The sequence below is a fragment of the Actinomadura harenae genome (assembly GCF_003696215.1).
Lineage (GTDB): Bacteria > Actinomycetota > Actinomycetes > Streptosporangiales > Streptosporangiaceae > Spirillospora > Spirillospora harenae.
Map to the genome: position 1 here is coordinate 1 of NZ_RFFG01000047.1, position 13,329 is coordinate 13,329.

Sequence of the window (13,329 nt, forward strand, 5' to 3'; positions counted from 1 at the left end):
GGGGCTGGCGGCCGCCGCCGTCGCCCACGCGGTCGACGGCTCCCTCGGCGCCGGGCCGGGCAGCGCGGCCGTGGTCGTCGCCGCCGCGTCCGCCGCCGGGGGCGTCCTGTACGCGCTGGTCGCGCGGCTCCTCGGAGTGACCGAGTTGCGCACTTTGACGTCCGCGCTCAGATTCGGCTGACAAACCGGGTGCGATCCGTCCGCCCGGGGCTGCAGAATGGCCGGGTGGACGAGCTGGTGGAGTTCCTGCGGGCCCGGATCGCCAAGGACGAGCAGATCGCGCGCGCCGGATCGGGCGCCGCGTGGCGGCCGTCGCCGCCCGGCTCGATCAGCCTCGACGGCCCCGCCGGTGCCTCCGCCGCCGATCGCGCGGCGGACGGCGCGGGAGCCGCCCCGGGGCGCCCGGGGTTCGTCGCCCAGGCGGAGAACGAGAGCTACGCCGAGCACATCGCCCGCCACGACCCCGCCCGCGCGCTGCGCGACGTCGCCGCCAAGCGCCTCGTCCTCGACGAGTACGTGAAGGCCGAGTGGCTGCTGTCCAGCGGCCATCGCGGCGAGGCGGCCGAGGCCGCGCAGGCCGTCCGGCTCACGACGCTGCGCGCCCTGGCGTCCACCTACTCCGACCACCCGGCCTACCGGCCGGAGTGGAGCGTCTGATCATTCAGCCCCGGCGCCGGGGCGGCGCGATCTGGGCGCGGCGCGCAGGTGGACGCGCTCGCCCTGGCGTCCGAACAGGCTGAGCAGCTCGACCGGCTCGGCGTTCGCCGGGCCGAACCAGTGCGGCAGGCGCGTGTCGAACTCGGCGGCCTCGCCGGGCGCCAGCTCCAGGTCGTGGTCGCCGACGATCAGCCGGAGCCGGCCGGACAGCACGTACAGCCATTCGTAGCCCTCGTGCGTCACCGGGTTCGGTTCGCGGCGGGCGTTGCCCGGCAGGATCGTCTTCCACGCCTGCAGCGGCCCGGGATGCTTGGTCAGCGGGATCACCGTGCGGTCGCCGCCGTCGCGCGGCGTCAGCCGGACGCGCGGGTCGCCGACCTCGGGCGCGCCGACCATCTCGTCCAGGGGCACCTGGTAGACCTGCGCGAGCGGCAGCAGCAGCTCCAGACTCGGCCTGCGCTGCCCCGACTCCAGCCGGGACAGGGTGCTCTTGGAGATCCCGGTCGCCTCCGCGAGCGCGCCCAGGGTGATGCCGTGGTCGGCGCGCAGTCTCCGCAGCCGCGGCCCGACCTCGGTGAGGGCCCGGTCGATCGCGGACGACGGGTCGCCCGAGGTCTCCGCGTGCCGGGCCTCGTCGTGTCGATGTTCCATGACCCCATTTCACCCGACGTGTCCCGGAAACGGCAACAGGAGTTGCCGTTTCGAAGCCACCGAACGCACGCTGGCCCTATGAACGAGAACATGCACGACGTGGTGGTCATCGGCGGCGGCGCGGCCGGGCTCAGCGCCGGACTGGTCCTGGCGCGCGCCCGCCGCCGGATCACGATCCTGGACGGCGGCGCCCCGCGCAACGCGCCCGCCGCCCACATGCACGGCTTCCTGTCCCGGGACGGCATGCCCCCGGCCGCGCTCCTCGAGGCGGGCCGCGCCGAACTCGCCGGGTACGGCGTCGAGCCGATCACCGCCCGCGTGGACGAGGTCGCCCGCGAGGACGGCCCCGAGCCCGCCTTCACCGTCCGGCTGACCGGCGGCGCGTCCCTGCGGGCCCGGCGGATCCTGGTCGCGACCGGCCTGCGGGACGAGCTGCCCGACCTCCCCGGCCTGCGGGAACGCTGGGGCAAGGACGTCCTGCACTGCCCGTACTGCCACGGCTACGAGGTCCGTGACCGGCCGATCGGGGTGCTGGCCACGGGCCCGATGGCCGTCCACCAGACGCTGCTCGTCCGGCAGTGGTCCTCGGACGTCGTCCTGTTCGGCCAAGGGCGGGAGATCTCCCCGGAGGACCGCGAGCGCCTCGCCGCACGCGGCGTCACCATCAGGGAAGGGCAGGTCAAGCGGGTCGTCGCCGACGACGACGGGCTCCGCGGCGTCGAGCTGGCCGACGGGCGCGTGGTGGACCGCGGCGCCCTGTTCGTTCAGAGCACCATGATCCCCAACGACGGGCTGCTCACCGGGCTCGGCTGCGCTCGCGAGGACGGCCTGGTGCGGACCGACGGCAAGGGCCGCACCGCCGTCCCCGGCGTGTCGGCGGCGGGCAACGTCGTGAACCCCCACGCCCAGGTGATCATGGCCGCGGCGGAGGGCTCGGCGGCCGCCATGGCGCTGAACGCCGACCTCGTCGAAGGGGACGTCCAGCGGGCCGTCCGCCACGACCGCGTCACCGGGCGGCGCGCGACGGAGTTCGGCGGGGCCGTCGAGGCGATGATCGCCGAGGCGGTCCTGGGCGACCGCAGACACGGCCTGTGAAGCGTCAGGCGTAGTAGCCGTCGATCGCGGCGCGGGCCTCCTCGTGGAGGGCCGGGCCGTCCTGCCGGACGGAGGGCCATCCGCCGCCGGGGGTGAGCGCGTCGTGCTGCTCACTCGACAGCGCGTACACGACCCGTCCGAGGCCCGACCGGTCGATTGCGCCGGTGCACATGCCGCACGGCTGGCAGCTGGTGAACATCGTCGTCGCGGCGGCGGTGGCCGGGTCGAGTTCGCGGGCCGCCCACCGGGCCAGCTTCAGCTCGGGGTGGGCGCTGATGTCCCGGTCGGCGCGGACGGTGTTGTGCGCCTCGATCAGGACGGCGCCGTCCGGGCCCGCGAGCAGCGAGCCGTAGGGGGCGTATCCGTCCGCGCGGGCCTGGACGGCGATCTCGACGGCCCGGCGCAGCAGGCGTTCCTCGTCGGGGGTCACGCGAGTTCCTTTCTGTGGGCGGCCACTCTGTGGGCGGCCACGGTGGCCAGGTCCTGCCAGGCGCGTTCGGGGCGCAGGGTCTCGTCCGGGTGGTCGAGGAGCGGGTCGAGCACGACGCTCCCGGCGCCCATCGCGCGCAGCCGGTCCAGGTCGCCGAGGACCTGGTCGAGGGTCCCCTCGCCCGCGCGGCGCTCTCCGGTGAGCGGTTCGGCGCTCAGTCGCAGGACGGCGCGGGGTGCCCAGCCCGGGCCGACGCCGAGGACGGGTCGTCCGCCGCTGAGCGGAACGTTGACTCCCAGAATCATGCGGCCAACGCTATCCAGCCGATCCGGCCCGCTTGAAGGGACTTCTCCCGCCATGGGGCGGGCTGCGCCGTGGATCTGCCGGTACTTTGGCGCGGTGACCGAGAATCTCGACGCGACCGACCGGGCGATCCTCGCCGAGCTCCAGCGGGACGGCCGCGTCCCGCTCACCGAGCTGGGCCGGCGGGTCAGCCTCAGCGCGTCCGCCACCACCGAGCGGGTCCGGAGGCTGGAGGAAGCGGGCGTGATCTCCGGCTACCACGCCCGCGTCGACCTGGCCAAGGCCGGACTTCCGGTGCTCGCCGTCGTCCGCCTGAAGTACCCCGGCAACCGGCACGGCCCCCTGCACGACCTCCTCCGGGAGCGCGGGGAGATCCTGGAGTGCCTGCGCACCACCGGCGAGGACTGCTACGTCCTGAAGATCGCGGCGTCCTCCATGGGGCACCTGGAGCAGGTCGTGGACGAGCTGCTCGAACTCGGCTCGACCACCACCAACCTGGTCTACAGCGAGCCGCTGTCCTACCGCGGCCTTCCCGCCACGGCGTCCTGGACGATCTCCGACGGCTCGGCGGGTGGATCCGTCGGTGGCGCCCGGTAGCGTGACGGCCCAGTCCGAGCCCGATACGACGGAGAGACGATGAGCAAGGCCACCGAGCCCCACGCCGCCGACGGCCACGAGCTGATCCGCGTGGTCGGGGCACGCGAGAACAACCTCAAGGACGTCACGGTCGAGCTGCCCAAGCGGCGGCTCACGGTCTTCACCGGCGTGTCCGGATCGGGCAAGAGCTCCCTGGTCTTCAGCACGATCGCGGCCGAGTCGCAGCGCCTGATCAACGAGACCTACAGCGCGTTCGTGCAGGGCTTCATGCCGTCGCTCGCCCGGCCCGAGGTGGACGTCCTGGAGGGCCTCACCACCGCGATCATCGTCGACCAGCAGCGGATGGGCGCCGACCCGCGCTCCACCGTCGGCACCGCCACCGACGCGAACGCGATGCTGCGCATCCTGTTCAGCCGCCTCGGGACGCCGCACATCGGCTCGCCCCAGGCGTTCTCGTTCAACGTCCCGTCGATCAGCGGCGCGGGCGCGGTCACCGTCGAGCGCGGCGGGAAGACCGTGAAGGAGAAGCGCAGCTTCAGCGTGACCGGCGGCATGTGCCCGCGCTGCGAGGGCCGCGGCTCCGTCACCGACCTCGACCTCACCCAGCTGTTCGACGACTCCAAGTCGCTGTCCGAGGGCGCGATGACCGTCCCCGGGTACAAGGCCGGCGGCTGGAACCACCGGCTGTACGCCTCGTCCGGCTTCTTCGACCCGGACAAGCCCGTCCGCGAGTTCACCGACACCGAGCTGCACGACTTCCTCCACCGCGAGCCGACGCGGATGAAGATCGAAGGCATCAACATGACCTACGAGGGTCTGGTGCCACGCATCCAGAAGTCGATGCTCGCCAAGGACAAGGAGGGCATGCAGTCCCACATCCGCGAGTTCGTGGACCGGGCCGTCACCTTCACCACCTGCCCCGAGTGCGACGGCACCCGGCTCGCCGCGCCCGCCCGCTCGTCCAAGATCGCCGGGATCGGCATCGCCGACGCCTGCGCGATGCAGATCAACGACCTGGCCGCCTGGGTCCGCGACCTGGACGAGCCGTCGGTCGGGCCGCTGCTCGGGTCGCTCCGCCAGACGCTCGACTCACTCGTGGAGATCGGCCTCGGCTACCTGTCGCTCGACCGCCCCGCGGGCACCCTGTCGGGCGGCGAGGCGCAGCGCGTCAAGATGATCCGCCACCTCGGCTCCTCGCTCACCGACGTCACCTACGTCTTCGACGAGCCGACCGTCGGCCTGCACCCGCACGACATCCAGCGGATGAACGAGCTGCTGCTGCGGCTGCGCGACAAGGGCAACACCGTCCTGGTCGTCGAGCACAAGCCCGAAACGATCGCGATCGCCGACCACGTCGTCGACCTCGGCCCCGGCGCGGGCTCGGCGGGCGGCACGGTCTGCTTCGAGGGCACCGTCCCGGGCCTGCGCGCCAGCGGCACCGTCACCGGACGCCACCTGGACGACCGCGCCGCGCTCAAGGACACCGTCCGCGAGCCCACCGGGGCGCTGGAGATCCGCGGCGCGAACGCCCACAACCTGCGGGACGTCGACGTCGACGTCCCGCTCGGGGTGCTGACCGTCATCACCGGCGTCGCGGGCTCCGGCAAGAGCTCGCTGGTGCACGGGTCGATCCCGGCGGACGCGGGCGTGGTGTCGGTCGACCAGACCCCGATCCGCGGCTCACGGCGCTCCAACCCGGCCACCTACACCGGCCTGCTCGACCCGATCCGCAAGGCGTTCGCCAAGGCCAACGGCGTGAAGCCCGCCCTGTTCTCGGCGAACTCCGAGGGCGCCTGCCCCACCTGCAACGGCGCGGGCGTCATCTACACCGACCTGGCGATGATGGCGGGCGTCGCGACGGTCTGCGAGGAGTGCGAGGGCAGGCGCTTCCAGGCGTCGGTCCTGGAGTACCGCCTCGGCGGACGCGACATCAGCGAGGTCCTGGCGATGCCGGTGACCGAGGCGGAGGAGTTCTTCGGCTCGGGCGACGCCCGCACGCCCGCCGCGCACGCGATCCTCGTGCGGCTCGCCGACGTCGGGCTCGGCTACCTCACCATCGGCCAGCCGCTCACCACGCTGTCCGGCGGCGAACGGCAACGGCTCAAGCTCGCGACGCACATGGCCGACAAGGGCGGCGTCTACATCCTCGACGAACCCACCACCGGCCTGCACCTCGCCGACGTCGAGCAGCTCCTCGGCCTGCTCGACCGGCTCGTCGACTCCGGCAAGTCGGTCACCGTCATCGAGCACCACCAGGCCGTCATGGCGCACGCCGACTGGATCATCGACCTCGGCCCCGGAGCCGGCCACGACGGCGGACGCGTCGTGTTCGAAGGCACCCCCGCCGACCTGGTCGCCGCCCGCTCCACCCTGACCGCCCACCACCTCGCCGACTACGTCGGCCCCTGATCCCAGCGCGCGAGTCAACGACGCTGAACCGGCCTTCGGTGAGCACAGCGCGTGCGCCGAAGGTCCTCCCCCGACCTCGTCAGAAACCTGGAGCAATGCCGGAACTGAAGGATGCCCCCGCCAGCGCCCTGCCCGACCTGCTGGTGAATCCGCCGTGGCAGCGGGAGCCCAAGAGCAAGGAGCCGATCGTCCTCAAGGGCCTGAAGGCGCCCAAGGAACCGACCGTCGTCACGTGGGCACCGGGCCAGCGGGAGGAGTGGCTGACCGCGCCGTACGAGAAGCGCGGCTGGGAGCGCCTGCCAGACGACACCGACTGGGAGCAGGTGGCGGACGACTTCGCCACCGAGCGGGTGCGGGCGGAGCCGTTGCGCCGGCTCCACACCCTGGCCACCAACCTGTTCACGCAGGCGCCCTTGGAACTCGGTGCGACACTGCTGGCCGACGAGCGCTACTGGGACGTCCTCACGGGATACCCGATGTCCTACGGAGTGCGGGCCGCCGTGGCGCGCCACGAGATGGCGGCGTACCCGATGGCGCTGTACGAGGCGAAGAACGTACGTGTCTTCGCCGCGCTGGAACCGTTCCTGGACGCCGACGTCGCCCAGGTCATGATCAAGCATTGGGGCGTCTACCCGAACGACGACCAGGCGACGTCCTGGTTCGAGACGCACGGGCCGGCCGCGGCGCGGCTGACCGTGCCGGACGCCCTGCGCAAGCCCGGCCCGAAACGGACCAGGGCCGAGGAGGCCCTGCGTCTGGTCGCCGAGCGGCACGGGCACGACGCGGTCGTCGAGGCCGCCCGCCACTACGGCGAGGAGGCCGTGGCGGCGATCGCCGCGTTGAAGACCGACCCGCTGGACCTGTACCCGGACCCGCTCCCCCCTGTTCCCCCGGGCTTCGCTCCCGAGCGGCTGCCCCGGATCCTGCTGCGCGGACGAGAGTTCGCCCTGCCCGCGGACGTGACCCGGCACGTCATCACGATGGTGTCCATCTCGACACCGTCGGAGCCCTACCCGGCCCTCGCGCAGCTCATCGAGGCGTGCGACCCGGCCTCGCTCGCCGCGTTCGCCTGGGCGCTGTACCAGGCGGACGACTCCGCCAAGTGGGCGTCCCCCGGCGTCCAGTGGGCACTGATCAATCTGGCCGATGACGAGGTCGCCGACCTTCTCGCGCCCAGCGTCGCCCGCTGGTCGAAGGCGTATGTCTGGGACCGCGGCGGAACCTCGGCCCTGGAGGTGTTCAGCAGGCTCGGCACGGACTCGGCTCTGCGCCACCTGCACCGGCTCGCACTGAAGGCAGAGGACGCTAAACGGATGCGGCCCTGGGCGGCGGGAGCTCTCAAACGCATCGCCAGAGACCGCGGGATGACGCCCGAGCAACTCGCCGACCGGCTCGTTCCCGACCTCGGCCTGGACACCGAGGGCACCATGACCCTCGACTACGGCCACCGCCGTTTCGTCGTCGGGTTCGACGAGCAGCTCACGCCGTACGTGACGGACGAGGACGGCAAGCGCCGCAAGACGCTGCCCAAGCCCGGGGTCAAGGACGACCCGACGTCCGCGCCCGCCGCCTACAAGCGCTTCGGTGACCTGAAGAAGGAGGTCAGGACCACCGCCGCCGAGCAGGTCAAGCGGCTGGAGCAGGCGATGGTGTCGGGCCGCGACTGGACGGCCGGGGAGTTCCGTTCCCTGTTCGCCGGGCACCCGCTGCTGCGGCACATCGTCGGCCGCCTCGTGTGGAGCGCCGAGGCGGACGGGTCCGTCACCACGTTCCGGATCGCCGAGGACCGCGCGTTCGTCGACGTCCGCGGCGCCGGGTTCACGCTTCCGGAGTCGGCGCGGGTGGCGCTGCCGCATGTCCTGCGCCTGGACGGCGAGGAGGCGGACGCCTGGAGGCGGCTGTTCGCCGACCACGAGATCCTTCAGCCGTTTCCGCAGCTCGAACGGGCCGTCCACGCGCTGACGGACGAGGAGCGCGAGACGGGGAACCTCACCCGCTTCGACAGGCTGACCGTGCACTTCGGCCGTGTCATCGGCATGACCGGACGCGGCTGGGAGCTCGGTGAGAAGGAGACCGGCGGCTTCCGCCGCCAGATCGGTCTCGTGACGCCGGACGAGCGGTATCTGGAGGTGCAGATCGACCCCGGCATCCGCGTCATCTCGCCCTACGACTACCCCGACCAGGAGATCACCCGGGTGGGGCTGTTCACCGGCCGCTACCCCGGCGCCCGGCTCTCCATCGGCGCTCTCGACCCGGTGGCCGCCTCGGAGATCCTCGCCGACCTCGCCCACCTGACCGAGAACGCCGTCCCCCCGGAGTAACCGCCCGCGCGATGCCCGCCCGCGCCGACGCCACCATCGCCCGCCTGCTGGGCGTCTCCCGCGCCACCCTCTACAAGGACGTCCCCGAACTCGGGCAAAGGCGACGGCCCGAGTTTGACGCGCCCGCCGTGGTAGCGGTTGAGGTCCGGGGGGGGAGACGGCCAGTGGTCTGATGGTGGGCGGCCGTGCTTCCTGGTGGCCGGCGGCCGGGCAAGGAGGGCGATGGCTCGGCCGGAGTTGGTCGAGAAGGCCCGTGATATGGCGACGGGATCCCCGGTCAGCTCCCCCTGCCGGAAACGAAGACGGGCCTGCTTGCTGGAGGAATCCGGGTGACCGGCTTGGATGAGATGACACGGACGACCCTGCTGCGGCGGGGATTCACGCTGGAGTACGCCACCCTGGCGTGGAACGTGGTCGGCATCGTGGTCCTGGCGATCGCCGCGGTGTCGGCACGTTCGGTCGCGCTGGCCGGATTCGGCTTGGACTCCCTGATCGAGATCGGCGCGTCCACCGTGGTGATCTGGGAGCTCTCGGGCACAGGAGAGGACCGGCAACGGCGGGCGCTGCACCTGATCGGAGCAGCGTTCACCGCCCTGGCCCTCTACCTGTCGATCCAGTCGACCTGGGTACTGGCCGTCGGCTACCACCCCCGCCACTCGATGCCGGGAATCGTCTGGACCGCGATCACCGCGCTGGTCATGTTCGCCCTGGCCGCAGGGAAAGCCCGCACCGGCCGCGCGCTGGACGATCCCGTCCTCAACGCCGAAGGCCGCGTCACCCTCATCGACGGGATCCTCGCTACCGCCGTACTCCTCGGCCTGGTCGGCAACGCGGCGCTCGGCTGGTGGTGGGCCGACCCGCTCGCCGGCTACGTCCTGGTCTGCTACGCGCTCCGCGAGGCCCGCGAGACCCCCTTCGGTCACCACTGACACCACCCGGGGAGCCACGGTCTGCCATCGCTCCGTCTGCACCGCGGTGGCCTTGCCGGCGGGCTTCCCCGGCCGTCCGGGTTCGGGAGTGGAGGTGAGGAGTCCGCCTTCGGGTCGCCCTCACGCGACGGCCGCGGCCGGGGCCGTCGCGCTCTGGTCGGTAAGGACGGCGGCGGGGGCCGGGGGCAGCGGTTTGGTGCGTCCGGCGCGGACGCCGTTGCCGATGATGACGATCTCGGCGAGTTCGTGGACGGCGACGACGGCGGCCAGGCCCAGAACGCCGAGGAGCGCGAGTGGCATCAGGCCGACGATGACCGCCAGCGACAGGCCGAGGTTCTGGAGCATGATCCGCCGCGCGCGGCGGGCGTGGTCCAGGGCGTGGGGCAGGTGGCGCAGGTCCTCGCCCATGAGGGCGACGTCGGCGGTCTCGATGGCGACGTCGGTGCCCATGGCGCCCATGGCGATGCCCAGGTCGGCGGTGGCCAGGGCGGGAGCGTCGTTGACGCCGTCGCCGACCATCGCCGTGGAGTGCCGGGTGCGCAGGTCGGCGATGATGCGGGCCTTGTCCTCGGGGCGCAGGTCGGCGTGGACCGTGCCGATGCCCGCCTCGGCGGCCAGGGCGTCGGCGGTGCGCCGGTTGTCGCCGGTGAGCATCGCCACGGTCAGGCCGCCGGCGTGGAGGCGGTCGATGACCTCGCGGGCCTCGGGGCGCAGCTCGTCGCGGACGGCGATCGCGCCGATCAGCCGGCCGTCGTCCTCGATGAGGACGGCGGTCGCGCCGGAGTTCTGCATCGCGGTGACGTCCCCGGCCAGCGGCCCGGCATCGATCCAGCCGGGGCGGCCCAGCCGGACGGGACGGCCGCGAAGGCGTCCGGTGAGACCCGCGCCGGTGACCGCTTCGACGTCGGTCGCGGCGGGCACGTCGGGGGCGGCGGCCAGGACCGCCCGCGCGAGCGGGTGCTCGCTGCGGGCCTCCAGCGCGGCGGCGACGGCCAGGACCTCCTCCCGGCCGTGCCCGCCCGCAGTGGCGACCTGGACCACGGCGGGCCGGTTGCGGGTCAGCGTGCCGGTCTTGTCCAGGGCGACGGTACGCACCGCGCCCAGAGCCTCCAGCGCGGCGCCGCCCTTGACCAGGACGCCGAGCTTGCTGGCCGCGCCGACCGCGGCGACCACCGTGACCGGCACGGAGATCGCCAGCGCGCACGGGGACGCGGCGACCAGCACGACCAGGGCCCGCTCGATCCAGGTGGCCGGGTCGCCGAGCACCGATCCGATGACGGCGATGAGGGTCGCAGCGACCATGATGCCGGGCACCAAGGGTTTGGCGATCTTGTCGGCCAGGCGCTGGCTGGAGCCCTTGCGGGCCTGCTCGGCCTCCACGATCTTCACGATCCGGGCCAGGGAGTTGTCTTCGGCGGTCGTGGTGACCTCGACCTCCAGCGCGCCGGTGCCGTTGATCGCTCCCGCGTACACCTGGCTGCCGGCCTCCGCCTCGACCGGCACCGACTCACCGGTGATCGCCGAGACGTCCAGGGCGGTGCGGCCGGAGCGGATGACGCCGTCGGTGGCGATCCGCTCGCCCGGCTTGACGACCATGGTGTCGCCGACGCGCAACTGGTCCGGGGCGATGATCTGCTCGGCGCCGTCGCGCAGCACGGTCGCCTGCTCGGGTACCAGGTTCAGCAGGGCGCGCAGGCCGTGGCGGGTGCGGGCCAGGGAGTACTCCTCCAGGCCCTCGCTGACCGAGTACAGGAAGGCCAGCATCGCGGCCTCGCCGACCTCGCCGAGGACGACCGCGCCGACGGCGGCGATCGTCATCAGCGTCCCGACACCGACCCTGCCCCGGGCCAGACGGCGCAGCGTGGAGGGAACGAACGTCCAGGCGCCCACCACCAGCGCGAGGACGTTGACGACCATCACCACCGTCCCCGAGGCACCGGCCCACCCTGCGGCCAGCCCGGCCAGCAGCAGGACCCCGGCGACCGCGGCGGCCCGCAGCTCGTCCACCTCCCACGGCTTCTCCGGCGCGCGCTCTTCCTGGCCGCCGGCGGCCTTCTCGTCGCCGCCGCAACCGCAGGCGTCGCTCACCGGTCGTCCCCGGTGCCGGTGGAGGCGGCTTGCGCCGCGCTGGATCCGTAGGTCGGGCACAGTGCGACAGCGTCGCCGGTCGCCGCCAGCACGCCCTCGGCCGCCGCCAGCAGATCGATCAGCGGCGGCTGGGCCAGGGTGAACACCGAGGCCCGGCCGACCGGACGCGAGTCCACCAGGCCACAATCGCGCAGGCACGCCAGGTGCTTGGAGACCGTCGACTGGGCCAACCCCAGGTGCTCGACCAGGTCCACCACACGGGCCTCGCCGACCGCCAAGCGCCGCACGATCGCCAACCGCGCCGGATCCCCGAGCGAGCGAAACAGCGCCGCCGCCGGCGCCAACTCCACCCGTTCAAGCGCCAAATCAGATGTCATCGCCATTTGGCGATGTTATCAAGCCTTGGACTGGCAGGCGGACGGAGCCGGGCATGCGTCAGCAGGAACCGGGGCCCGGTGCGATGGATCGACATCGTGAACAAGTACAAGCCTGGGTGGTCCCCGGGGTGTTTCAGCCGCCCCCACCGCCCCCGCCACCGCCGGGGGAAGCTCCGGTGATGGCCTGCATCTCCCGCTGGGTGATCTCCTGTAGCGGCAGGCCGTCGCAGTTGCCGAGGACGACGCCGACCCAGTCGGTGTACGGGTAGACGTTCCAGTTGGCGCTGACACCGGGGTTGCCGCCGCCGCGCCCGAACACCCACTGGCCGTTGAGGATGCGGACCGGCATGTCGTAGGCCCCGAACGACGAACCGCTGTGGGGGATCTTGGCGCCGGTGAGCAGTTCGGCGTAGGGCCGGGCCAGCACCGTGCCGTCGCTCAGCGCGTGCGCGAACCGGACCAGGTCCGGCGCGGTGGCGAAGCCGCCGTCCCCGGGGGCGTCGATGAAGGCGCGGCCCGGGTTCTTGCCCGGCACGTCCGGGCGGGGGCTGTCCTTGTCCAGATGGTGGAGCGCGTCCACGCGGCTGCCGTCGGCCAGCGTCATGTACGGGTGCGCGATGTGCTCGTCGGTGAGCCACTGCGGCCTGGTGCAGAACGCCGTGCCGGTCATGCCGCAGCGCCGGAAGATGTGCTCCTGGACGTAGTCCCAGTACGTTTGGCCGGTGACGGCCTCCACGATCAGCGCGGGGATGGTGATGTCGGAGCCGGCGTGGCCGGTGGGAGTCCCGGGCGGGGCCACCACCTTCGACCGCCGGGCCCACTGGTCGTAGTACTTGTGCACCTCCTTCCGGCTCCGGAAGATGTGTCGCACGTCCTCGTCCGGGGTGCTCAGCCCGGACGCGCCGGAGAGCAGGTGATGGATGGTCACCTTCTCGGCGATGTCCTTGGGGTAGCCCTTCAGGTGGGTGCCCATCGTGTCCGACAGGCTCAGCTTGCCCTGCTGCGCCAGTTGCAGGATGGCCACCGCGCCGAACGGCTTGCCCGCCGAGCTGAGGCTGAACGCGATGCCTTCGTGATTGCGGAGCCCCTTCTCCTTGTCGGCCATGCCGTAGCTGCGGGACAGCACCGTCCGGCGCTTGTGCGACAACAGCACGACGCCGGAGAACCTGCCCTCGGCGGCCAGCTTCGCCACGTACCGGTCGTAGGCCCCGCCGGGACGGGTGTCCGGCGGGATGTCGGGGCCGGACGGGGCCGGACCGCGCTGTCCCGCGGCCACGGCCTGCCCGGATCGGCTTCCCAGCAGTGGCGCGCCGACCGCCACCGCTCCGGCGGCGGCCGCCAGCCCGCCCCATCCGAGCAGCCGCCGCCGGTTGGTGCCACGCACAGAATCCGAGCCCAAGGTCACGGTCCTTTCCCGATCACCGACCTCCGTGGTCGCTGTGCCTGCAGTGAAGACGGGAGAGTGTTGTGGC

At 72.7% G+C, this 13,329-nt stretch carries 12 protein-coding genes and 1 pseudogene; 7 read left to right on the plus strand and 6 right to left on the minus strand.

What is annotated here, in order from left to right:
- Both EBO15_RS44395 and EBO15_RS24395 read left to right on the plus strand, forming a co-directional pair.
- Nucleotides 1-181 (plus strand): annotated as a pseudogene (locus EBO15_RS44395) (murein biosynthesis integral membrane protein MurJ); the annotation flags it as partial.
- Nucleotides 182-225: 44 nt separating this feature from the next.
- Nucleotides 226-657, plus strand: a complete 432-nt coding sequence (locus tag EBO15_RS24395) for a DUF6221 family protein (RefSeq protein ID WP_122196769.1) — start codon at nucleotides 226-228, stop codon at nucleotides 655-657.
- Here the strand turns inward: EBO15_RS24395 and EBO15_RS24400 are convergent, their stop codons facing one another.
- Entirely contained in the window at nucleotides 658-1,308 is a 651-nt protein-coding gene (locus EBO15_RS24400) for a helix-turn-helix domain-containing protein (protein WP_122196770.1), read from the minus strand. It lies immediately after the preceding gene.
- A 78-nt stretch (nucleotides 1,309-1,386) separates the two neighbouring features.
- Between EBO15_RS24400 and EBO15_RS24405 the strand changes: the two genes are divergently transcribed.
- Entirely contained in the window at nucleotides 1,387-2,403 is a 1,017-nt protein-coding gene (locus EBO15_RS24405; protein WP_122196771.1) for an NAD(P)/FAD-dependent oxidoreductase, read from the plus strand.
- 4 nt (nucleotides 2,404-2,407) lie between these two features.
- On the opposite strand, the gene EBO15_RS24410 is transcribed toward EBO15_RS24405, so the two are convergent.
- A complete protein-coding gene (locus tag EBO15_RS24410; protein WP_122196772.1) occupies nucleotides 2,408-2,833 on the minus strand; it encodes a nucleoside deaminase in 426 nt (141 codons plus the stop codon).
- Nucleotides 2,830-3,138 carry a hypothetical protein gene (locus EBO15_RS24415; protein WP_122196773.1) on the minus strand — a complete coding sequence of 103 codons (309 nt, stop codon included), beginning with the start codon at nucleotides 3,136-3,138 and terminating at the stop codon, nucleotides 2,830-2,832. Before EBO15_RS24415 ends, EBO15_RS24410 begins: the two co-directional genes overlap by 4 nt.
- A 94-nt stretch (nucleotides 3,139-3,232) precedes the next feature.
- On the opposite strand from EBO15_RS24415, the gene EBO15_RS24420 reads away from it, so the two are divergent.
- The 4 genes from EBO15_RS24420 (at nucleotide 3,233) to EBO15_RS24440 (ending at nucleotide 9,392) form a co-directional block, all read left to right on the plus strand.
- Entirely contained in the window at nucleotides 3,233-3,733 is a 501-nt protein-coding gene (locus EBO15_RS24420) for an Lrp/AsnC family transcriptional regulator (protein ID WP_122196774.1), read from the plus strand.
- A gap of 39 nt (nucleotides 3,734-3,772) precedes the next feature.
- Complete coding sequence (locus EBO15_RS24425; protein WP_122196775.1) at nucleotides 3,773-6,142, plus strand: ATP-binding cassette domain-containing protein; 2,370 nt, start codon at nucleotides 3,773-3,775, stop codon at nucleotides 6,140-6,142.
- A gap of 95 nt (nucleotides 6,143-6,237) precedes the next feature.
- On the plus strand, nucleotides 6,238-8,463 hold the full coding sequence (locus EBO15_RS24430) for a DUF4132 domain-containing protein (RefSeq protein ID WP_122196776.1): 2,226 nt from the start codon (nucleotides 6,238-6,240) through the stop codon (nucleotides 8,461-8,463).
- 329 nt (nucleotides 8,464-8,792) lie between these two features.
- Nucleotides 8,793-9,392, plus strand: a complete 600-nt coding sequence (locus tag EBO15_RS24440; RefSeq protein ID WP_122196777.1) for a cation transporter — start codon at nucleotides 8,793-8,795, stop codon at nucleotides 9,390-9,392.
- 120 nt (nucleotides 9,393-9,512) lie between these two features.
- On the opposite strand, the gene EBO15_RS24445 is transcribed toward EBO15_RS24440, so the two are convergent.
- From EBO15_RS24445 to EBO15_RS24455, 3 genes are all read right to left on the minus strand, one after another.
- The gene (locus EBO15_RS24445) at nucleotides 9,513-11,480 is read right to left on the minus strand and encodes a heavy metal translocating P-type ATPase (RefSeq protein WP_122196778.1); all 1,968 of its coding nucleotides are present in this window, start codon (nucleotides 11,478-11,480) and stop codon (nucleotides 9,513-9,515) included.
- Nucleotides 11,477-11,863: an ArsR/SmtB family transcription factor gene (locus EBO15_RS24450; RefSeq protein WP_199744781.1), complete on the minus strand. Its 387-nt coding sequence runs from the start codon at nucleotides 11,861-11,863 to the stop codon at nucleotides 11,477-11,479. The genes EBO15_RS24445 and EBO15_RS24450 overlap by 4 nt, the downstream gene beginning before the upstream one ends.
- 127 nt (nucleotides 11,864-11,990) lie before the next feature.
- The gene (locus EBO15_RS24455; protein ID WP_122196779.1) at nucleotides 11,991-13,256 is read right to left on the minus strand and encodes a serine hydrolase domain-containing protein; all 1,266 of its coding nucleotides are present in this window, start codon (nucleotides 13,254-13,256) and stop codon (nucleotides 11,991-11,993) included.
- Nucleotides 13,257-13,329 lie beyond the last annotated feature (73 nt).

Excerpts from the sequence above, each read along its gene's own strand:
- EBO15_RS24400 (WP_122196770.1), bottom strand. The coding sequence starts at position 1,308 with ATGGAACATCGACACGACGAGGCCCGGCACGCGGAGACCTCGGGCGAC.
- EBO15_RS24405 (WP_122196771.1), top strand. The coding sequence starts at position 1,387 with ATGAACGAGAACATGCACGACGTGGTGGTCATCGGCGGCGGCGCGGCC.
- EBO15_RS24415 (WP_122196773.1), bottom strand. The coding sequence starts at position 3,138 with ATGATTCTGGGAGTCAACGTTCCGCTCAGCGGCGGACGACCCGTCCTC.
- EBO15_RS24425 (WP_122196775.1), top strand. The coding sequence starts at position 3,773 with ATGAGCAAGGCCACCGAGCCCCACGCCGCCGACGGCCACGAGCTGATC.
- EBO15_RS24430 (WP_122196776.1), top strand. The coding sequence starts at position 6,238 with ATGCCGGAACTGAAGGATGCCCCCGCCAGCGCCCTGCCCGACCTGCTG.
- EBO15_RS24450 (WP_199744781.1), bottom strand. The coding sequence starts at position 11,863 with ATGGCGATGACATCTGATTTGGCGCTTGAACGGGTGGAGTTGGCGCCG.